Consider the following 20,282-nt stretch of genomic DNA (forward strand, 5'->3'; position numbering starts at 1 on the left):
TCGATAACCTAACGTCTCGTCCGCAGCTTTCAAGTCAAATTGGGGGTTAAAAATTCCGAGCTTCGACGCGCCACATTGACGCCTGGGCGTTACGCGCCAGCTCAGCAGTTGTGAACGTTTTGCCGCTGAACCCTTTGCTTGGCTCAATTCGGCACGCGTCGAGGAAAGACATGAGCAATGAGGCTTTAACCGCAAAGTTCATGTTTTGAGCATCAGGCATTGTCGAAGTGACCAAACCGACTACAGCGCCTGAAGAATCAAACAATGGAGAGCCGCTGGAGCCGGGTTGGATGGCCGCGGTAAATTGCAGAAGGCTTGAATCGTTATGCAGGCCAAATAAAGCCGACACACCGCCCTGGGTTACGTGAACACCACCGCCGGCGAAACCCGACATTGGGAAACCCAAGGCGACAACGGATTCTCCAAGGTCACAGCCGAAGCCCTCTTTAAAGGACACGGCTTTGAGTGTTGGGGACTCCATTACCCGGAGGAGTGCAATATCGTTTCGCTGATCGACAACAACCGGCTCAGCGCGATAACGCCCATCGAAAGAAGAAATGTAGATCTCACTCATGCTCTCGATCACATGGGCGCAAGTGAGCACATGGTTCTGCGAGACTGCAAACCCGGTACCGGTTGCGCCACTATGAGAACGATCAGAGTCTGGTGCGCTGCTGCGCCCCTTTGGATGGGCATCATTGATATCGAGGCCGATACGGCGGCCAAGCGCCGCCAAGCCATATGCCGAACCCTCAGCCAGGGCGCGAAACTTCCATTGCTGATTTCGGCTGTAGAATTCGCCGATGATGATTGCCGCCTCACCGTTGTCACGAAGGTCGAGGCGGTATTCAATCTGGTTGTCCACCAGCAAATGCAGTGTCCGAAGTTCGCTGACCGGACCTGCTGCAGAAAAGGTGTAGGCGATGAGAAGCAACCGATCGCTACCGGCCGGAAGGCCTGACAGGTTCAGTTTGCAACCGACCTTTGCCTGATCCCCGCTCCACTCCATCCACGACTGGGACGTTTGAAAAAGCGCAGGCTCACCAGTCGGGCGGCGTTTGTCATCAACCGGCAATATGGCAATCGCTGCGTACTCCCCGAAAGCCGAGGAGTTTCCGCATTCCAGAGCCCATTCACTCCGTGCGCTTGATACCGCGGTGTTTGCGCCAGGCGCGAGCACCATCATCCCTTGATCTCTCCTTGAGTGCTTCAACCACCGCGCCAATGGCAGCGGTGCAATGGTACCAAACTTCCGATATCTCGTTGTGAAACGGACATGGATCAGGATGTCATTTTGATGCTACAGCTGCAACGGTGACACCCTTCACTCTTACATCCGGCCGCCAAACGGTAGCTGGCTCAGGGAGGCCAAGCCGGCTTGTTGCAAAAATACCTGCAAGATTGACACCTGCCAAACGGGTGTAGCCGACGCCACCAGAGTAGCGCGGGTTGATTTCCAATAAATGGGGCTGACCGTGCGAATCGTCCTTAGTCTGGACATTCACGATGCCGTCACACTGGAAGTGCTCGGCCGCTCTGAGGGCGAGCTCCACTGCCGGTCCTTCATTTTCAAAAACCTGGTGAACGCCAGACTTTCGACGGGCCACATAGGCAATTGGTCGACCGGCTTCGCAGACCATGTCCACGGAACACTCGTTACCCGCCATGTAGGGCATTACGAGCATTGCCGGCCGGTTGGCCCCATCACCGTAAGCACGCATGTACGTTTCGAAGTTCGCAACCCGCGCATCAGGATCGGCAAAGCAAAGAAAGGGATCAGCGTCTTCTTTGAAGCGCCAAAAACCCTTGCCATAGATGCCGACTGCGGGTTTCACGCAGACCTCGCCCGAGGCAGCAAGCGTTTCGTAAGCAGCAAACATCTCTGCGGCATTCGTTGCGGTGATTGCCGGCACACACGCCAAGCCTGCCCGCTCAGCTTCGGCAGTGAATTTGCTCTTGTTGTCAACCAGGTCAAAAGTGCTCATCGACGTGCCACCGGTGACCAGCACCAGACCGGCTTGCTCGAACCGATCGCGTGCTTGCTCAAAAACGCCGCCGACACGACCGGCCAGGATCACCTTGATGCCGTGCTCTCGAGCCGTGGCAATGACCCAGGCGATACGTTCCTCATTGTCACGTGGCTCGGTGAAGCTGATGTCTGCTCCCGACGTGATCTCTGGGCGATCGTCTCGATGGGAAGCAAAGACCTTTACCTCAGGTGGCAACGCCTCACGCGCGCCAAGAATGATATCGCGCTGGCTGGATTGCCCTTCGAGAAACCAGATCATGTTGTACCTCACTTGTTGATTTGCACTGCCAGTCAACCAAAGTACGGGGACTGCCAGATGCTGATGGTTGTACCGGGAACATAACGCGTCCCGCTGTAGCTTCAAGGTATTGAGGCGCAATGCTTACTGCGTAACAAACCTCTCCAGCAAAGTGAGCACCCACAATTTCAACTTGCAGGTTTGAGCCTGAATTGCACGTATGAGGGAAGACGCTCGGGACTTCGGTGGGTCTAGTGGTGCAGCAAATCAGGTTGAGAGGTGGTGATCAGTACCAGGGCATCACGACATCTTCGTTGAGTCGATCCCGAAATAACCATCTGAGGTGAGATCACAGCATTTCCCTAACTATTCTGCGGTGGCCTCGTATTGGCCGTCCACTGCCAAACTATTTCAGCGTATTAGGCTAAAAAAATCGCCAGCTCCACCAGTGCACCCGAAGCTCCGAGATAGAACCAACTAGCTCGAGTCCGGCATTAAGGTTTCATGCGGCGCTGAAGATTGCACCACGAAACAGTGTCTGGAATATCAAGCTGGCGAGTGATGTATCTATCCTAGGTCCTGATCCCCGACATTTTTTTCTTTAAGCGGCGATCAGCCCAGGCGAAAAGAGCCATTTCAACATCGGCTACCCGCCAACCCGTTGTGTTTCTCCCCTTCGGGAGTTGACATTCCGGGCGGGCGATACCAGCAGACTCGAGGCGTGCAATTAGGCCACCTATGAGATCTAAAAATGCTATATACCCTTCCACCATGGAAGACTTACTGCCATCGCGGATAACCGGAAGCAGGCCTTCTTTCAACAGCGCTCCGCGGATTCGGTTATCCAAGCTCGCATGCATGTCGCCGCGAAGAAAGCGCAAAAGTTTAGATCCGTACGTTAGGCCGCAACCGGGGATGGCCATGGCATTCCTGATTGCCTGGGCGGGATTGTGAAGCTCCGCAACTACAGGGCGGAACAACTCAAGAAGAGAAACATTGCCCAAGCCCGCTTCGAATTTTGTGCGAGGGCTGTTCGCGCCCTCTCCTCAGTCCAGTAGTTCGCGGATCAAGTTGGTTGGGGCAACAGTTATCCTGTTCTGTGCGGCAAGCCATGCTCCGCGCTCCTCGAGCGACTTGATCCAATTAAACCCGGGAAACGTGTCCGCGGGATACCCGTAAACCTGGTGGTTTTTTTTCCCAACGGTACCGCTCGAAAAAAAACAGGCAAAAGGTGGATGTCTCTCGCGGTCAAATTGATCTCCTAGCGTCGGCCGTCGGCGGTGAACGCATGTTCAAATTGTGGGTTCAAGTGAAAGCCGGCCTTACCCGGAAAAGCTCTGCCCCGCCTCTGATGTACTGAGCGTGGATTTCCCCTGTCATCCAAGTACGATTCAGCATTTCAGCGGCGAGAGAAGTCATTAGCCGTCCCCCGCGCTCGACCACATAGAGGAAATGGCCCACTTGTTCGATGGATGGCTTGCCACTCAAGCGACGGAACAGTAGAAATCCAGCCCAATGAGCTATATCGCCAATTGCTAGATTTGCAGGACAGTATGTGGCCTAGGGTCGACTACCTAGACCGCACATTGGGGTGGCAGGAGCATCGACTTGGTGCTTTTCGAGCTGGGCAATACCGGCTCGAAAAGCACGATTCAGCGCTACCTGAAGGAACTCAACAACGTCACCACCGACATCCTGCCACCAACCGTCGATGACGAAGTGCTCTCGTTTGTGATCAGTCTAGCCGAGCGCCTGACCCAGCATGCTCAAAAGGCGGTTGCTGAGGAACGGGGGCAACTCGACCGGCAACAGGCGACTTGTACGCAGGAGCGCGTAAAACTGTGTGAACGCCTTGAACAATCACTGGCCACCATCGCTCATCTAACAAACGAACTGGAGGACCAGCGCCAATGCGAACGGCAACTGCGTGAGCAATTACAAGACAGCGACGGTGAACGTCAAGGACTGCGACAGGTGGTGACGGACCAACAACAAATGCTCGAAGAACGCGCTGCTCAGATGCAATCGCTGGAGGACAAACATCGACACGCTCGAGAGGCGCTGGAGCAATTATCGTCAAGAGCAACTGGCCCAACGAGGGCAGTAACTACGGCGACACGACGAGCTAGTCCAGCAATTACGCCAGGAACTACGGACACTGCAGAATGCGCAACTGGCCAAACAGGAAGAATTGGTCGCGGTGTACCGCGAGCACGAACGCTTGCGCAATGAACACCGAGCGCAACTGGAGCAACTGCGACAACACGCCAGGACCGTCCGCGACAGCCAGCACACCCACGACGCATTGAACGCTCAATTGCGACAATCGGTGACCGAACAAGCGGTGCTGCGTGACCGGGTCAAACCGTACCTGCTGCACCGCGAGGATCGGCGGCAGTTGCGCGAACAAGCGCGCCAAATTGAAACGCTGCAAACGCTCCTGCGTCAAATAACGGCCTCCGCTTAGGTGGCAAACGGCTGGATGTCGCCGTCGTCGCGCCGGTAACGGTAACAAGATGAGCAGCGCGATGACCTCAATATTATCGAGTTCGCCACCAGCGCTAATCAACCAACTTGATCACCGCCTTAGCGTAGGTTGAAAGAGTGGCGTGCCCGCCGCAACAGTCCTCGCGGACAGTCATTTTGGCCTTGGTCAAATCGCTCCGCTATCAACCGACACTCGGATGCTACTTGTCAGAGCATCGTTACACTAAAGGCGTCCCATTCATGGAACCAGTTTCCAGCGTATCCCACAGTAACTCCTGCTCTTCCAACGCCGCTTGAAAGGCCTGCAGGTGCATCGGCCGCCTAGTCGGCCGAGAAGATAGAGTGCATGCAAGTGCCAATAAAAGTTCCGAGCAATAGTCGCAGTATGGCGTCGTCAGACACACGAGCTGTATATAACAGCAAAGGTTCTTTTGCAGCCTTAACCTGTGGATCATGTAGTCCAGCGCACGCCAGCGCAGTAGTGCAACCAGGTAAGCCAGCCGAGTCCAGTCGGAGCAACCGCACAAGGTCTCCATCCCCTCATTGGTGAACGGAAGAAGCGTGCCAATCACCCACAGGCGTTGTATGAACAATCCGCCTCACAGGACGACGTTCCGTAACCGTCTGGCCAATTCATCTTCCTGACGCAGATTATTGAAGCGATGGAGCCAGGAAGATGTGTTGGCCGGATGGTGCTACGAGTCACTGGGGGAAAAATCAGGCGCAGAGCCATTCCCAATATCGACTGCCGCATTGTCAGATTCTGTAATAATTCGTCTCGTATGAGGCGTTCCGAAACATTGTAGGATTTCATCCCCAATTTTTTTCAGGTCTATATGAGCCCCCTCCTGGAGCCTCCCAGTAGCTTTTTTCAATCCACACCCCGTATCAGTTCGATCTCCGCTATCAGGCGTAGATCTCGTTTTTTAAGATCGTTTAATCTCGGAATCTCGGCTGCAGGTTTCTCAGCGATTACCTTCTCCAAGACGTGCTGTGTCATCTCCAAAGCTTCACCTACTTGCATACGCTCGGTGAAACCTTTCTTTCTTATGATTTTCGCCCTGAACATCAAATCCGCTCCGTCGAGCAGGAGTTCGTGTGTTCGTGCAGTTCACTCATTCGCCCTAACTCTACGAGAGATTGAATAATCCCTATGGAATGGATTGCTGACCCCACGGCATGGCTTGGCCTGCTGACCCTGATCGTGCTGGAGCTGGTGCTCGGCATCGATAACCTTGTGTTCATTGCCATCTTGGCTGACAAGCTACCGCCAGAGCAGCGAGATCGTGCGCGTGTCATCGGCCTATCCCTTGCCTTGTTGATGCGTCTTGGCTTGCTGGCCAGCATCTCCTGGATGGTGACCTTGACCGAACCTTTGTTCGAGGTCTTCGACAAGACGTTCTCGGGCCGAGATTTGATCATGCTGTTCGGTGGTGTGTTCTTGTTGTTCAAGGCAACCATGGAATTGCATGAGCGACTTGAAGGGCATGTGACAGAACGTTCAGGTAATGCGGCCTATGCAATGTTCTGGCCTATCGTTGCGCAGATTGTGGTGTTAGATGCGGTCTTCTCGCTGGACGCTGTGATCACTGCTGTGGGCATGGTGGAACACCTGTCGATCATGATGATCGCTGTGATTTTTTCCATTGGCCTGATGATCATCGCGAGTAAGCCACTGACTAACTTCGTCAACAGGCACCCAACCGTCATCATGCTCTGCCTGGGCTTCTTGATGATGATCGGCTTCAGCCTCACCGCTGAGGGCCTTGGCTTCCACATTCCGAAGGGCTATCTGTACGCGGCGATTGGTTTCTCGATCCTGATCGAACTGTTCAACCAGTTGGCTCGCTCGCGCCGCAAGAAGAGCGCCCAAGGTCATCGCCCTATGCGTGAGCGTACCGCGCATGCAGTTCTGCGTTTGCTGGGTGGCCACAAGTTGGGGGCCGATGAAGTCGGCGAGGAAATCGCTGACATGCTCTCAGGCGGAGATGCCGATCAGGTCTTCCATCGACGGGAACGCGTCATGATCAGTGGCGTGCTTCAGTTGGCGGAACGCCCGATACGCGCTGTTATGACTCCTCGTGCAGAAATCGACCACATTGACTTGGCCGACTCTCCAGAAGAAATCCGCACAATGCTGATGCACTCGTCGTACTCCAGATTGCCGTTGATCCGGGAGGGACGCGTTGATGAGCCTTTGGGGTTCGTCCACAAGAAGGAGCTGCTGAAAGAGCTGTTGGCAGGTAACCAGCCCAATCTGGAAACCATTGCCCGCCAGGCAATCAACTTGCTGGACAACTTCACGATTCTCAACGCACTGGAACAGATGCGCAAAGAGTCGACTCACATCGCTTTCGTGGTGAACGAATTCGGCGACTTCATCGGTCTTCTCACCATGACTGACATCCTCGAATCCATCGCGGGTGAGTTGCCGGATGCCAGTGAAATTGAAGGCCCGAACATCGTTGCTCAGGATGGCGGTTTCCTCGTCAGCGGTGCGCTGAATCTCAGCCAGATTCGCGAACACATAGGCTTCCAAGCTAAAGCTACTGATGACTATCAGACGCTTGCGGGGTTGGTCATGAGCTTGCTGGATCGTCTGCCGATCATAGGAGACAAGCTCAATTGGCAGGAGTGGAGCATGACCGTGGTCGAGGTCGAAGAGCGACGAGTGACGAAGGTGCTGTTGCGTAAAGAGTGAGAATAGAAAACAAGGCCGCATTTACGGCCTTGTTTGTTTTCAGGGTATTACTCGTGCGATGCCCGTGGTCAGCCCTCTAAGTGCTGCTTCTTTCTCGCCGCCGCTGCGCCTTCTTACGTCTGTTTTTCTGTTTCCGCACAAGAGGTTTCTCGCATTGGCACCAACGCAGTGCTGCCACTACCAAAATTAACTTTAGGGAGCCGGCATTTTGTGTCCGCTGGGTCGGTGAACTGTGAAGCCGAAGCTGAACCTTTCCAACCACAACCACGCTAATGAGCTCATGCTCTCAATACACGCTCAGAAGCTGAGTTCGGTAGTGCTGAGAAAAATTGAGTTCATACAATGCGGGTTCGGATGAGCCGATAATCGAAATTGCGTGGTCGCTACCCATTCGGGAAACAGCTCCACCCGTTGAGCTTCCTAAGATGGCGATCTCGATGCCGCTAGGATCTGCTGGTTGGTCTTCAATCTGGTCGTGACATTCAAACTCCGAAGCTCGCACGACACTCAGTACGGCATGATCATCGGGCAAATCATCGGCCAAACGCTCCGAATACTGCTGGAGCGCCGGTTCCGCGAGCACATACAGCCAAGCTTTATCGTCCGCATTGCTTGAGCGCCTGAGAATTCTGCCCAACACCTGGCGATAGTGTAATTCGGTACGTATACGACTCAGATGGCAACAAACCTGCAGCCTGGGTATGTCCGTTCCCTCGCTGATCATGCCAACCGCAATAATCCAAGTGCAGCCACCATTTCGAAAATCATTGATGACCTGCTGTGCGTTTGGCGTCTTATTAGTCACTACCTGACAAACCTCGCCTTGAGCACGCATAAGGTCAGCTATACGATGAGCATGCTCAATGTTTGTCGCAACCACGAGCCCCCCCGCTTCGGGGTGTCGCTCGCGAATTTCGCGCAACTTAGTACACCCCAGCAACAGAATCTGCCGCAGAATATCGTCGTGAAACAGCAAATCCTCATAGGACACGGGTGACTCGGAAAGTAGCCTGGCGATACTCGAAAACGTCGTAACGGTGCCTTCCGAGGAGAGCGTTTCAGTTAACCTCACCATGCTGTTATCCAATACGACGATGCGCGGCGACCGGCACACGCCGTCAGCGATTGCCTCCTGCAAGCCATACCGGTAATCACAGATCAACATCCCATCTGGTTGAGAATATCGAGCAAGCGCTATTGCTTTGTGGTCAGATCTCCAGGGAGTCCCCGAGAGGGCAAGGGTGAAGGTGGCTCGATCTTGAATCCTCTGGACAATTTGCTGACCCCAAGCATTGCTCAACAGTAAGTCATGACCGGCGCAGTGATGGATTTCATCAAAAACTGCGAGCACCCTATAGTCGTCGAAGAGTCTCCAGAATGCTGCGTCTCGAAATTCCATACCTTGATACGTGCAAGCAGCACCGACGGCACCGATCAAGCCATCCAGGCGCCTCCCGATAACCGCGGAGAACGTTCTTTGAAAACCATCCATTGTCTGCCGTGACGGCGCAAAGCAGAGGATCAGATCTATCTTGTCTTGCTGCAGCAATTGCCTGGCCAACTCCGCTGCCATTTTCGTCTTGCCGGCACCGGGAGTTGCTTGGCAAAAAAAATGAGGTTGCTGGATGTAATGCTGCAGCGCCAACGTAATGCAGTCGTGTTGCCATACCCTGAGAGTGGTGTTCATGCGGCAGAAATCGCCTTAAGCGTATTCTCGATTGCACGAACGTGACCAAGGAGCTTTGAGCTCCTGTCGCGAACTTCTAGATATACCCCTTCAAGACGCCCCTTCAGATGTGGGATCTCCTCAAACAACTGCTTGTAGCGCTCGGTCTCGCCCAAGGATGAGAGCAGATCAAGCCGGGTCTCCTTCAGCATCACTTGAAGGCGGGCTTGGTCGTCTTGCTCGTCCATTGGGTTAGACGAACGGCATGGTCTTTCTCTTCCCTCATCTGCGAGAACATCCAGCGAATCGACGCTCTTGGAGAAGTTCCCATCTACCAGTACGAGCTGCAGCCGTTGCGGCATATCCAACAAACGAAACACTTGCCCCCGCTTCTGGCGCTGCTCTGTCGTCTCCGCCCAGCCAACGCGAATTAGCCTACGGATCTGTTCATAAACATAAACACGCACATCCGCGAGCCGAAAGCTTGAGGGAGGAAGGAGAGCTGCATACGCGTCTCTCAACTGACGGGTCGTGAATTCCTCAGAAAAATGCTGGCAAAGCAAAGAATGGAGCTGCCTGTCGAATTCGAATAAATCTTGTTTCATGCAGGCACCTCAATGATCTTTAAAAAAAATGCGGATTATAGTCCGTGGCCGATTCATCCGCAAACACTCGATAGTCCTTCCTCATGTGTGTCGAGGCGGCTATGGGGAATCTGGCGAAAGAATTGGGAAAAAAGATCAGGCAAGCGAGAAAATCGAAAGGTCTATCGCAGGACGTTTTCGCTCTGATTTGCCAAGTAGACCGAAGCTACATGGGCCGAATTGAGCGGGGCGAAGTCAATATTACGGTCGAAAAGCTATACCAAATTGCCGAAAGCCTGGAGTGTGGCCCAGCAGACCTATTACCGTAGAAAATATTTAAAAGATAATATGTTAGACGACACAACACTTAACCGCTGCATAAAACTGAATCACCCCTGTTGTCTAGGACTTCTTAGACACTTGTATTTCCTCAGGCCTCCTCTTAACTAAAGCATAGAGATCTAGATTTGGAATATCATTCGCATTCAAAAGCATTCTTTCAATCATTCGTAATTGCTCAGCATTATTTTTTTTTAGCACCTCAACCTCAGCCTTTAAGTGCTCTATCTGTTTATCCAACTTCACATCAGAAGTCGTGATTTTTGTATAGAGCGAAGGTGATACACCCCGAAGTTGCGCTTTTTTGTTTTTGTACGATGTATTTATACCTACATAAGTGCATAGAGTTTGTCTTGTAGTTTTTATTGCGAGTTCAAGCTCAACCTTTATCACTAGCGCGTCCCAAGTAAGCTTACCTGTCCACTTGGTCAGCATAATCTCTATCTTACGTTGCGCCTGGGCAGATATTTTTGGTTCCACCACGTCATACCTCCTTATCGGACAGTCCGAAAGACGAAAAAAGAGAGCGTAGCTTAGGATTGGTATCTGCCGTAGCGTTCATACCTTCATCTTCAATCAAACTTTTCAGGCGTGCCTCAAAATTTGGGAGGGCACACGCAACCCTTTTTATGACCATCGTATCTAAATCGATTAAATTGAATTCAGAGTCTTTGTTTGAGTAACGAATTGTCATACCTGCGGAACAACTTTTCATCAGATCAATCAACATTGAAAGAACATGAACATTTCGAGAATGAATAACATACCATTTTTTCATTGCCTGAGATGAGGGTAGACGAGGATCCGCTGCCACGGACTCTAACCTCACAACTTGAAATGATAAATCTTTCTCAAACAACTCTATAGCATTTACATCGCCGGCAACGTGACAAGTCTCTGGACATAGAAAGCACTGGGAGACGAAATCATTCAAATAATTGCATGGAGTCACATTTAGATTTTGAGTACAAACCCCCGTAGAAGTAAGCGACGCCGGCAGATTTGTAGCTTTAGTAAGCTGCTCTTGAGAGACAACCCTAATATTACGCTTGTCGATATCGGGTGGATTCATTATCGCACTCACTCGGCCTGCCTTCTCGTCGTCGCCCGTATGGATATAAGTATGAGTTTGCTCAGAATTCTTTCTACCAGACCAAGCAGTTATTATTTCTACCGGGATATGACTTAAATCCGCGAGGGTATTGGACAAGTGTCGCAAACTATGCGGGGACAGCGTTAAATCTGAGGAAAATCCGTAACTTTGAAAAATTGACTTTATTTTTGGATTAAGGCCAATTCGAGATGACACCGAGCTCCCTAGAGATGCGAGCGGTACTACTGAATACTTCGACTTTTGAAATATTTTCCCACCGGTGCCTCCTTTCGATGTTTTCCCATAAAGCCAGCTTCCCAAGCAGCAAAACATTGCATTTTTTATATTGATACTTGACTCGCCGCTAGAAAACGAAAGTGGAAACTCTGGAAGAATATTTTCCTTGTAAAAGGAAATCCACCAGTTTTGAACCTCTTCGACTGTGACAGTGATTTTATCGAAAAATACCCTAGGCATATTAGAGTAACCGAACAATTGTGGTAGCGCTGATAAAGAAGCAGAATCAGTATATGATACAGATAACCGGTCTTCAGACCGCAAAGACCAAATTGGTTTCATTTCAAAGCATTGACTTTTTTTAGTCCGGTAAATGGAAGTCAGATCAACACCTTCCTTCAGTACCGGAACGCATTGATCAACTCCATAAAACCCTAACGCATAACCCAAAATGAAAAGATTGGGTCGCTGGGTCAAAGATAAATTTTGCTTTAGGTCTGGCGCAATTTCGAGCTCTCCGAGCAGTCGGCTCAAGCTTTGGTTAGGCTTTTCGTAGTACCTACATAACACTCTTGCCGGTTCACATGTCTTAAAAAAGAAATTCGTAGCTTTTGTGATTGGTTCAGCTAGCGCCGAAAGTACATGATTTTTATTGTTCCTATATCCTTTGCTTCCAATCCAATCGAGATAGTAGACTGGTACCCCATCTCCTTCGGAGTGGCAGTTAAGCTTTTGTTTAGGAAGGAGCGGTATCTCCGCAGAAGTACGATTAGGTGACGCCAGGGATAATGTGGTAAACGTAACAACCAAGGCATCATGCATTATAATGTTCTCACCAGGGAGAAGCGATCCACATTCATCCACATGTTCAAACACACATGAGAATATATTGCCCAGAGCGAGAACTGTCGTGATATCCGGCAATTTCTCCAACGCGTGATCTACGGAAGCATGCCCAGTTCTGTCTCTATCATCACTTCCCTTTAAGTCAATCTTTCGCATCACTCCTTTCTTAGCGCAAAAATCGAGAAACGGGCGTAGACGGTCGGCAGATCTTACTCCTAAATTAAGTCTGCGAATTGTAGATTCTGATTGGGTATAGAGATCCCCCTCCATAAATGACAATAGCTTTCTAGCTGCGGACGTTTGAGCTTTTTTTTCGCTGGCAGATAAATGTGTATTTGTTACTTCGATTACCCACACTTTTATCAGATGACTATAGGGGTAAGGAAGCGCATCTGTGGGTAGATTACCGGCGTTACCCTTTCCCTTACGCCCATGAACTCCGCATAGATACCTAGTTCGGCGGCCGGTATTAGGGTCAATGTGGTACCAAATCAGATCATCGAACTCGGCATTACCACCAAGCCCTTCAAATTGTTTTAGTTCGGCGTCACGATATGAATCGATTAACGACTCTAACCGATCAAAGTACTTGTTAATCTTCAATTGCGCTCTGCCTTGGAAGGTTTTCATCGCAAACGGCTATTGTCAGTTTTACCCAAGCAATTTGTCGCTCCAACTTTTCAATGCTTCGGGCGTGAAGAGGATTGATTAAGGAACTGAGATTTACCGCAAGCTTATTCTCCGCGAGCTCTAACACTGACCTGTGATCGGCTTCAAGCATTGGGCGAAAATTTGGGCACCCATAGCACCCCAATGGTCTCCCCATTATTGTTGAGCAAGTAGTACATGAACGCTTGTTTCGAGGGCTGCCAATAGGATTGAATTTATTGTCAAATATAGTTTCGTCGTCTGCCGAACCTACCGTTACATTACTGCTGAATGCCTTCTTCAGAAAATCATTTCCGATATATTTGGAGTCAATTTCCCGCCTGGATTTGTAGTCCAAGTCTATATAGTGCCTTGCAGCTGGCACAGTAACACCAGTTATTTTTGCCAACTGAGCAGCGGACAAACCATCTTGAGCGCCACGAGTTAATACGGTATGACGAATTCTATTGGAAGTGACCATGCAATCTGCAGTTCGATCAGAGGTTACCGAAACCCATCTCATTGCGTTCGTAACAGCCCCCTCCGAAACGTGGTAGGCCGTAGAACGTGATGTAAAAAGGCTTTTCAAAACATCGATAGACTTAAAACGTATTTCAAAAAGACTAGTATGAGGAAACATAGGCATATCAGTCATTAAATACAATAGCTCGGACTTGTCCACTTTGACTTCCAATGACTGCATTAACATCGCTAGCCCTTCCAACATTACTCTCTTATATTCTATAAGCATTTTTGAAAGATCATCGGAAATATAGATAGGATAGCGCTCGGGGCACTCCCTCGAGAAGCTCATTCCCGTAGACTTTGCGATGAACACTCTTAACTGGAGTGCTAGTCCGCCCATAGCACCAATTTCATCCGCAGCACGGATTCCTGCATCATTAAAACTTGCACCTAAAGGAATCAAGTCGGACCATTTCATAAGAGCAATTTGAATCGGCCTCCGTACAACTGAAAGCAATAATTTGTTAGTCACTAAATTTCTAAGGCGACCATAGAGCCTTGACTGATAAAAGAGAAGCTCTCGATCATCGGTCCATTTAAACTCTTGAAGTCCAACATTAATTTGCTTAGCCAATGAATCAAACTCACTATCACTTAACGCCCCGCTGGAAGAATCAAGTGCATTTACACGCAGTTTATCCAAGTGCATGGAAGTAAACGAATGAAATTCTTTAAACCTCTTATAGCCTTGCTTGAAGAGTGTTCCAAAAAATTGATTAAGCCCCTTCTTTTGGTTTGTTTTAATCCCACTCCAAATTGCCTTTATTCTGTCTAACGAAGGAATTCCACCTGACATAAATGGCTTCACATTAGTATTTATGCCGGACGCTGTGCTGGCAGCCTTGGTTCGGACGTAATATACAAAAACATCCAAAATCAAATTTTTTTCATCATCTGGCATACCCGATGAGTGTACCCATCCTACGTAAAGGCTATGTCCTTTTCCATTATTTGGGAGTATTACCCATACGTCATCTGCAGTATTTACCAACAGGCCAGATTTAGCCGTAATCAAAGAAGCTTTTTGTTTGCTAGCTTTTGCTCCTTCCTGTTTTTTGTATCGAATCATTTTTTTTGATCTACTTTATGCTGGTGTGCTATTGATAACTCCCTCGCCTTCAATGCAAGTCGCTTTTCATTATAAACATTATTCATGGTTGTATTTTGCGACCAACCCATAGCATACTTTCTAATATCCTCAAGAAGAGTAGGATCGATACCACACCGCTCCCCCTTTTCATCAAATATTTCATTCCATTTGTGACGCAACATATGAGGATGTACATGAACCCCCAGCGTTGTAGATATTTTCTGGAAGATTGAATTTATTGATTTCAAGGACAGCGGTTGACCCGCTGTACCTTTTGAATCATTTTCGCTAACAAACAAGAAGTCATGATATTGGGCACGAGTAAATGCTGTACGAACGTGATCAATATAAAACTTAACTTGATGCATTATATTTTTATCAACCGTAGCCAAGTGCGCTTTTGTTTTTTGATTGGGTTTTTCAGCGCGTGGATCTGTTGAATCGTTCCCAGACCTATAGATAGATATCTGGTCGAAAGTGCCATAGAAATTGAAATCTGAAATTTTTAACTTCCCTAACGCGCCTCTTCTAATGCCGCTTTGTGCTAGTAAATTGACGATGAGATAATTTCTGACCCTTGATGCTTTGAATGGATTATTGGGAGAAGAAGGCATTATTAAATCGAGCAACTTCAGAAAAACCTCATTTGAAAGGACCGACTCCTCAGCACCACTAACTTGTTGACTTCTATTTCTTCCAAGCCCATCTTCATCGAGTTTAATTTTAGCAATCAGCTTATTGAATTGCTCCCCTACAACCTCGTCAACGTCATGCACTTCGTGAAACTGTTCAAATAGCCATTCAAGAAAACACCTAAGACGCCTGACGCGACCTAGCAAAGTCTCGTTAGATACCTTCGCCATACCTTTCTGATTGGAGACTATAACGTTTCGCAGGTGCTTATCATTTACCCTAAAGTGTTTTACATTTGAAGCTGCATCAAATGCTCCTTTGCTCAAACAGCACTTATCATAAAACTGCATGTATTCTTTCTGCGAAATCAACTTTCCCGATGCAACCCGTGCGGGTAGGTTGATATTTTTTTCAGAAAAGTACTGCAACACGAACAACAACTCATTCGCGTATCTAAATCTCGTATTAGGCGCATTAGCAGCCAACGGGCCATTGAGATAGCACGAAACATAAGGATCGATAGGGCAATCCGCGTCATCTACTATGGTCACGAATGGCAAGGAATTGAATTGGTATCGTTTAAGCTTCATGATTGACAAAATAGTTCGTCCAATAACTAGCTTACAAACAGACTAGTCGGGAAACGAGCTTTGTCAAATGTGAAGGGGACGTGGGTGCTTTAAAGCGAGGCTTAAAGAGAAGGTCTATAGAATTTTCTGCATTACAAAATATTTGTTGCTTATATCTTGCCGCCGGAGAGGCAGACCATGACCTTGTCACCGTCTTCGATCATGTTGAAATCGGCGACCGCCTCACCGGCCTGTCGGCGAAGGCGCTTTTGCAGTTTGTTCTGGTTGACCGTAAGAGTGCCCATGACGCGAAATCCGTGAGGTGTGACGAAAGGCCGGCATTTTACGCAAAAACCCTTCAGGGGCGAAGTGCCCCGACGGATCGCCGCCCCTACAGACGTAAGTGCGATTAAGTCCGGGCTTTACAGCGCAATTTGCTCTAAGACCTACCCCCTGTAGGGTTAAGTCCTTCCTATACTGCGTCATAAGGTCGCATTCACATACAGACCTACTACTTACTTGGCCACATTGGCCCGTAGGGCGCTCCACTGGGGGGCGACGGTAAAAACAAGAGGAGTGACTGGCATGATCCATCACGTAGTGGGGCTCTTCACCCACCCTGACCAAGAATGGAAAGAGATTCGTGGCGATCAGGAAGAAAGTATCAGCCACATGTACCTGACCCATACGCTGATCCTGGCGGCGATACCTGCGGTATCGGCATTTATCGGGACCACGCAGGTGGGCTGGGTCATCGGCAATCGCCCGCCGGTGATGCTGACCGTGGAAAGCGCACTATGGATGACAGTCATGTCGTACCTGGCGATGCTCGGCGGGGTAGCGGTGATGGGCGCGTTCATCCACTGGATGGCCCGCACCTATGACGCCAATCCGAGCCTCGCACGCTGCATTGCGTTCGCAACCTATACCGCTACGCCGCTGTTCGTCGGCGGCCTCGCGGCCTTGTACCCGCACTTGTGGCTGGGGATGGTCGTCGGCACGGCGGCCATCTGCTACACGGTGTACCTGCTGTATGTGGGACTGCCAACATTCATGAACATTCCATCTGACGAGGGCTTTCTGTTTTCAAGTTCGGTGCTCGCCGTAGGCCTGGTGGTGCTGGTAGCCATCATGGCGTTCACCGTGATTGTCTGGGGACTCGGCGTGGGGCCGGTCTATACCAATTAACAGCTCACCACAAAAAAATCAGATCTGCCGACACAGGCCGCCGCAAGGCGGCCTTTTAATGCTCAGGCACAAAGAGCGCCGAAGACCATTCGACACTTCGCAGATTCGCAAGGCCCCTGGCTTGCGGCATACTCGACTGCTCTGGAGATCCATCAAGCATGCCCGAGCAACTCAATAACCGCGTCGAAGACTGTTTCCAACAAGCCGAATCCTTTTTCAAACGACCTTTCAAACGTCCGGTGGTGAGTTTCAAGCTGCGTGGGCAGAAAGCCGGTGTCGCGCACCTGCACGAGAACCTGCTGCGCTTCAATCCGCAGTTGTATCGTGAAAACACCGAAGATTTTCTCAAGCAGACCGTCGCCCACGAGGTCGCGCACCTGATCGCCCATCAACTGTTCGGTGACCGCATCCAGCCCCATGGCGAAGAGTGGCAACTGATCATGCGCGGTGTGTACGAATTGCCACCCAACCGCTGCCACACCTACGACGTCAAGCGCCGTAGCGTGACCCGCTACATCTACAAGTGCCCGTGCGCCGACAGCGATTTCCCGTTCTCGCCGCAACGTCATGGTTTGGTGAGACAGGGGCGGCGATATTTGTGTCGGCGGTGTCGCAACACCTTGGTGTTCAGTGGGGAATTGCGCATCGAGTAGTGAGATTTGTGGTGTCTGGGTGGGACTGTCATAAATTTTGTGTTCGGGCATAACATGTTGAAGAGGTGCATGTATGCCGACCAAAAAGAAACCGGCCCGCGAGGCCCAGCGTGACCTTCCATCCATTCCAAAAGAGCTGATCGACCAGTTCGTGAACGGTCCGATGAGTGCCGAAGCCATTCAGGACGCTTCGATGGCGTTCAAAAAGGCGCTGATTGAACGAGCCTTGGGAGCCGAACTCGGCCACCACCTTGGCTACCCTCAGGGCGCGCAGCGCCCTGAGGAGTCGAGCAACCAGCGTAATGGTAAGAGCGGCAAGACCGTGCTGACCGATGACGGCCCGCTTCGCCTGGACATCCCCAGAGACCGCGATGGCAGCTTTGCTCCGATTCTGATCCCCAAGCACGAGCGCCGCTTTACCGGCTTCGATGACAAGATTATTGCCATGTATGCACGCGGCATGCGCGTGCGCGAGATTCGTGCATTTCTATCGGAGCAATACGGCACAGATGTCTCCCATGACTTCATCAGCTCAGTCACCGATGCAGTTCTGGAAGAGGTCAGTGCTTGGCAGCAGCGACCACTTGAACCCATGTACCCAGTCATTTTCTTCGATGCTCTGCGGGTCAAAATCCGTGACGAGGGGGTGGTTCGCAACAAGGCCATTTACTTAGCCCTGGGCGTATTGCCGGACGGTACACGAGATATTCTGGGCATCTGGATTGAAACGACCGAGGGTGCCAAGTTCTGGATGAAGGTTTTCAATGACCTCAAGACTCGAGGCGTCGAAGACGTTTTGATCGCTGTCACTGACGGACTCAAAGGCATGCCAGAAGCCTTGAGTGCGGTGTTCCCTCAGACGACGCTGCAGACCTGCATCGTCCACTTGATCCGTAACAGCCTTGATTACGCGGCCTGGGATAAACGTCGCGAACTGGCCAAAGCCCTGAAGCCGATTTATCAAGCACTCAACGCTGAAGTTGCCGAGCAGGCTTTAGATGCCTTCGAATCTGGACCTTGGGGTAAACAATATCCAACGGTGGCTGCTGCCTGGAGGCGTGCCTGGGACCGAGTCATCCCGTTTTTCATCTTCCCGCCAGCCATACGAAAAGTGATCTACACCACCAACGCCATCGAGAGCATCAATGCTCAGTTGCGCAAGATCATCAAGACAAGAGGACATTTTCCAACCGATGATGCGGCGACAAAGCTGATCTGGCTGGCACTGCAAAATATCACCGCCAATTGGGGCAGTCCGGCCCATGACTGGAAGAACGCAATGAATCAGTTCGCGGTTTTGTACGGAGATCGATTCATCAGGCCAACTTGGTGAAATGAAGGCCTGCCTTACGGCAGGCTGTTACCGGCCCGCACACAAAAAATCTGACACTCTCGTCTGGGTCGACCTCTTCGCCAGCAGGCTGGTTCCCACAGGGGATCATCGATACGCCACAGATCCATTGTGGGAGCCAGCCTGCTGGCGATGGCGGCCTGACAGGCACTAGAGAATCACTTTGGTACGCCGCAATTCCTCAATCCGCTCAACGCCAAACCCCAACTCCCCCAACACTTGATCGGTATGCTGCCCCAGCGCCGCGCCAATATGCCGAGGCTCAGGCAAACCTTGCGAAAACTTCAACGGGCAAGCCATCTGCGCCTGGGTCGAACCATCCCCCCGCGGCACTTCAGTCACCAGTTTCCGTGCCTGCAACTGCGGATGCTTCACCGCCTCCCCCAGACTCAATACCGGCTCGACACACGCATCAAGCTCGGCGAACAGCGCACACAGCTCGGCAAAATCATGCTTTTCGAACTCAGTTTTCAGCGCTTCCTTGAGCTTGCGTTGCTGTGCAGGTTGCGCAGATAACCCCAGGCTCGCCCACTCCTCCAGCCCCAGCGCCGCACACAACCGTTTCATGAACTCCGGCTCCAGGCTGCCCACCGACATCCAGCGCCCATCCTGGGAGCGGTAATAGTCATAGAAGCTGCCGCCATTGAGCATCTGATCTTCGCGACCCGGCTCGACACCACAGGCCAGGTATCCCGCACCCGCCATGGCGTTCAGGCTGAACGCGCAATCGGTCATGCTCACGTCCAGATGCTGACCCTGCCCGGTTTGCTGTCGAGCGATCACGGCGGCCAGCAGGCCGATGACCCCGTGCAGCGAGCCTCCGGCGATGTCGGCCACCTGCATGCCCAACGGCAGCGGCCCACCGTCGGTGCGACCGGTGTAGCTCGAAAGCCCGGCCAGCGCCAGGTAGTTGATGTCATGGCCGGCGCGGTCCTTGTAGGGGCCGGTCTGGCCGTAACCGGTGATCGAGACATAGATCAGCCGGGGATTGATCGCTTTCAAGGCTTCATAGCCCAGCCCCAATCGCTCCATGACACCGGGGCGGAATTGTTCCAGCACGATGTCATGGTCCTCGAGTAGGGATTTGATCACTTCCAGCGCTTGCGGCTGCTTGAGGTCCAGCGCCAGGCTGCGCTTGTTGCGATGCAGATAGGCATGGCTGGCCGATACGCCCCGGTCGTGGGGTGGCAGAACGCGCAAGAGGTCGATGCGGGCGGGTGATTCGATGCGCAGCACCTCGGCGCCCATATCGGCCAGTAGCAGCGAAGCGAACGGCCCCGGCAGCAGTGTCGAGAAATCCAGAACCTTGAGTGATGCCAGTGGACCGAGCATGAGAGTTCTCCCTGGATGATGCCCCAGCCTAGGCAGCCAAGCGCTTTGCAGCAATCACCTTATGCGCCACATG

17 protein-coding genes and 1 pseudogene are annotated in these 20,282 nt (G+C 51.2%); 7 read left to right on the plus strand and 11 right to left on the minus strand.

The features are described 5' to 3' along the window. Positions 1 to 46: 46 nt before the first annotated feature. The 3 genes from ACA058_RS24285 to ACA058_RS24295 form a co-directional block, all read right to left on the minus strand. Positions 47 to 1,186: a trypsin-like peptidase domain-containing protein gene (locus ACA058_RS24285; protein WP_497636245.1), complete on the minus strand. Its 1,140-nt coding sequence runs from the start codon at positions 1,184 to 1,186 to the stop codon at positions 47 to 49. Positions 1,187 to 1,289: 103 nt separating this feature from the next. Further along, positions 1,290 to 2,288 carry an ATP-grasp domain-containing protein gene (locus ACA058_RS24290; RefSeq protein WP_497636246.1) on the minus strand — a complete coding sequence of 333 codons (999 nt, stop codon included), beginning with the start codon at positions 2,286 to 2,288 and terminating at the stop codon, positions 1,290 to 1,292. A gap of 551 nt (positions 2,289 to 2,839) precedes the next feature. Next, the gene (locus ACA058_RS24295; protein ID WP_497636247.1) at positions 2,840 to 3,088 is read right to left on the minus strand and encodes a hypothetical protein; all 249 of its coding nucleotides are present in this window, start codon (positions 3,086 to 3,088) and stop codon (positions 2,840 to 2,842) included. Between the two features lie 790 nt (positions 3,089 to 3,878). On the opposite strand from ACA058_RS24295, the gene ACA058_RS24300 reads away from it, so the two are divergent. The 3 genes from ACA058_RS24300 to ACA058_RS24310 all read left to right on the plus strand — a co-directional run bounded on the left by ACA058_RS24300 (position 3,879) and on the right by ACA058_RS24310 (position 7,455). Beyond that, positions 3,879 to 4,499 (plus strand): DNA-binding protein, encoded by a 621-nt coding sequence (locus ACA058_RS24300; protein WP_497639992.1) that lies wholly within the window; start codon positions 3,879 to 3,881, stop codon positions 4,497 to 4,499. Next, positions 4,489 to 4,734 (plus strand): hypothetical protein, encoded by a 246-nt coding sequence (locus tag ACA058_RS24305; protein WP_497636248.1) that lies wholly within the window; start codon positions 4,489 to 4,491, stop codon positions 4,732 to 4,734. Before ACA058_RS24300 ends, ACA058_RS24305 begins: the two co-directional genes overlap by 11 nt. A gap of 1,173 nt (positions 4,735 to 5,907) precedes the next feature. Beyond that, positions 5,908 to 7,455, plus strand: coding sequence for a TerC family protein (locus ACA058_RS24310; protein WP_497636249.1), 1,548 nt, complete (start codon positions 5,908 to 5,910; stop codon positions 7,453 to 7,455). Between the two features lie 286 nt (positions 7,456 to 7,741). On the opposite strand, the gene ACA058_RS24315 is transcribed toward ACA058_RS24310, so the two are convergent. Continuing rightward, on the minus strand, positions 7,742 to 9,142 hold the full coding sequence (locus ACA058_RS24315) for a DEAD/DEAH box helicase (protein ID WP_497636250.1): 1,401 nt from the start codon (positions 9,140 to 9,142) through the stop codon (positions 7,742 to 7,744). Then, complete coding sequence (locus tag ACA058_RS24320; protein ID WP_497636251.1) at positions 9,139 to 9,726, minus strand: VspR family transcription factor; 588 nt, start codon at positions 9,724 to 9,726, stop codon at positions 9,139 to 9,141. The genes ACA058_RS24315 and ACA058_RS24320 overlap by 4 nt, the downstream gene beginning before the upstream one ends. Positions 9,727 to 9,827: 101 nt before the next feature. Here ACA058_RS24320 and ACA058_RS24325 point away from each other — a divergent pair, with 101 nt between their 5' ends. Then, the gene (locus tag ACA058_RS24325; RefSeq protein WP_497636252.1) at positions 9,828 to 10,034 is read left to right on the plus strand and encodes a helix-turn-helix domain-containing protein; all 207 of its coding nucleotides are present in this window, start codon (positions 9,828 to 9,830) and stop codon (positions 10,032 to 10,034) included. 73 nt (positions 10,035 to 10,107) lie between these two features. Here ACA058_RS24325 and ACA058_RS24330 read toward each other — a convergent pair whose 3' ends face one another. The 5 genes and pseudogenes from ACA058_RS24330 to ACA058_RS24350 form a co-directional block, all read right to left on the minus strand. Continuing rightward, positions 10,108 to 10,527, minus strand: a complete 420-nt coding sequence (locus tag ACA058_RS24330) for a hypothetical protein (protein WP_497636253.1) — start codon at positions 10,525 to 10,527, stop codon at positions 10,108 to 10,110. A 1-nt stretch (position 10,528) separates the two neighbouring features. After that, entirely contained in the window at positions 10,529 to 12,823 is a 2,295-nt protein-coding gene (locus ACA058_RS24335; protein WP_497636254.1) for a hypothetical protein, read from the minus strand. Continuing rightward, on the minus strand, positions 12,813 to 14,462 hold the full coding sequence (locus ACA058_RS24340) for a hypothetical protein (protein WP_497636255.1): 1,650 nt from the start codon (positions 14,460 to 14,462) through the stop codon (positions 12,813 to 12,815). The genes ACA058_RS24335 and ACA058_RS24340 overlap by 11 nt, the downstream gene beginning before the upstream one ends. Continuing rightward, complete coding sequence (locus ACA058_RS24345; protein ID WP_497636256.1) at positions 14,459 to 15,547, minus strand: site-specific integrase; 1,089 nt, start codon at positions 15,545 to 15,547, stop codon at positions 14,459 to 14,461. Before ACA058_RS24345 ends, ACA058_RS24340 begins: the two co-directional genes overlap by 4 nt. 314 nt (positions 15,548 to 15,861) lie before the next feature. Next, a pseudogene (locus ACA058_RS24350) lies at positions 15,862 to 15,990 on the minus strand (tRNA 2-thiocytidine(32) synthetase TtcA); the annotation flags it as partial. 280 nt (positions 15,991 to 16,270) lie between these two features. Between ACA058_RS24350 and ACA058_RS24355 the strand changes: the two are divergent. From ACA058_RS24355 to ACA058_RS24365, 3 genes are all read left to right on the plus strand, one after another. Continuing rightward, positions 16,271 to 16,873: a Yip1 family protein gene (locus tag ACA058_RS24355; RefSeq protein WP_046817737.1), complete on the plus strand. Its 603-nt coding sequence runs from the start codon at positions 16,271 to 16,273 to the stop codon at positions 16,871 to 16,873. Positions 16,874 to 17,031: 158 nt separating this feature from the next. Next, on the plus strand, positions 17,032 to 17,526 hold the full coding sequence (locus ACA058_RS24360; RefSeq protein WP_497636257.1) for a SprT family zinc-dependent metalloprotease: 495 nt from the start codon (positions 17,032 to 17,034) through the stop codon (positions 17,524 to 17,526). A gap of 73 nt (positions 17,527 to 17,599) precedes the next feature. After that, the gene (locus ACA058_RS24365; RefSeq protein ID WP_497636258.1) at positions 17,600 to 18,859 is read left to right on the plus strand and encodes an IS256 family transposase; all 1,260 of its coding nucleotides are present in this window, start codon (positions 17,600 to 17,602) and stop codon (positions 18,857 to 18,859) included. A gap of 168 nt (positions 18,860 to 19,027) precedes the next feature. On the opposite strand, the gene ACA058_RS24370 is transcribed toward ACA058_RS24365, so the two are convergent. Further along, a complete protein-coding gene (locus tag ACA058_RS24370; RefSeq protein ID WP_497636259.1) occupies positions 19,028 to 20,209 on the minus strand; it encodes a CaiB/BaiF CoA transferase family protein in 1,182 nt (393 codons plus the stop codon). Positions 20,210 to 20,282 lie beyond the last annotated feature (73 nt).

Source organism: Pseudomonas sp. LBUM1649, from assembly GCF_059716155.1.

Bases quoted from the DNA above. Each gene is read 5' to 3' on its own strand.
- ACA058_RS24310 (WP_497636249.1), top strand. From the start codon at position 5,908: ATGGAATGGATTGCTGACCCCACGGCATGGCTTGGCCTGCTGACCCTG.
- ACA058_RS24365 (WP_497636258.1), top strand. From the start codon at position 17,600: ATGCCGACCAAAAAGAAACCGGCCCGCGAGGCCCAGCGTGACCTTCCA.
- ACA058_RS24340 (WP_497636255.1), bottom strand. From the start codon at position 14,462: ATGATTCGATACAAAAAACAGGAAGGAGCAAAAGCTAGCAAACAAAAA.
- ACA058_RS24290 (WP_497636246.1), bottom strand. From the start codon at position 2,288: ATGATCTGGTTTCTCGAAGGGCAATCCAGCCAGCGCGATATCATTCTT.
- ACA058_RS24315 (WP_497636250.1), bottom strand. From the start codon at position 9,142: ATGAACACCACTCTCAGGGTATGGCAACACGACTGCATTACGTTGGCG.
- ACA058_RS24355 (WP_046817737.1), top strand. From the start codon at position 16,271: ATGATCCATCACGTAGTGGGGCTCTTCACCCACCCTGACCAAGAATGG.
- ACA058_RS24360 (WP_497636257.1), top strand. From the start codon at position 17,032: ATGCCCGAGCAACTCAATAACCGCGTCGAAGACTGTTTCCAACAAGCC.
- ACA058_RS24285 (WP_497636245.1), bottom strand. From the start codon at position 1,186: ATGATGGTGCTCGCGCCTGGCGCAAACACCGCGGTATCAAGCGCACGG.
- ACA058_RS24325 (WP_497636252.1), top strand. From the start codon at position 9,828: ATGGGGAATCTGGCGAAAGAATTGGGAAAAAAGATCAGGCAAGCGAGA.
- ACA058_RS24320 (WP_497636251.1), bottom strand. From the start codon at position 9,726: ATGAAACAAGATTTATTCGAATTCGACAGGCAGCTCCATTCTTTGCTT.
- ACA058_RS24370 (WP_497636259.1), bottom strand. From the start codon at position 20,209: ATGCTCGGTCCACTGGCATCACTCAAGGTTCTGGATTTCTCGACACTG.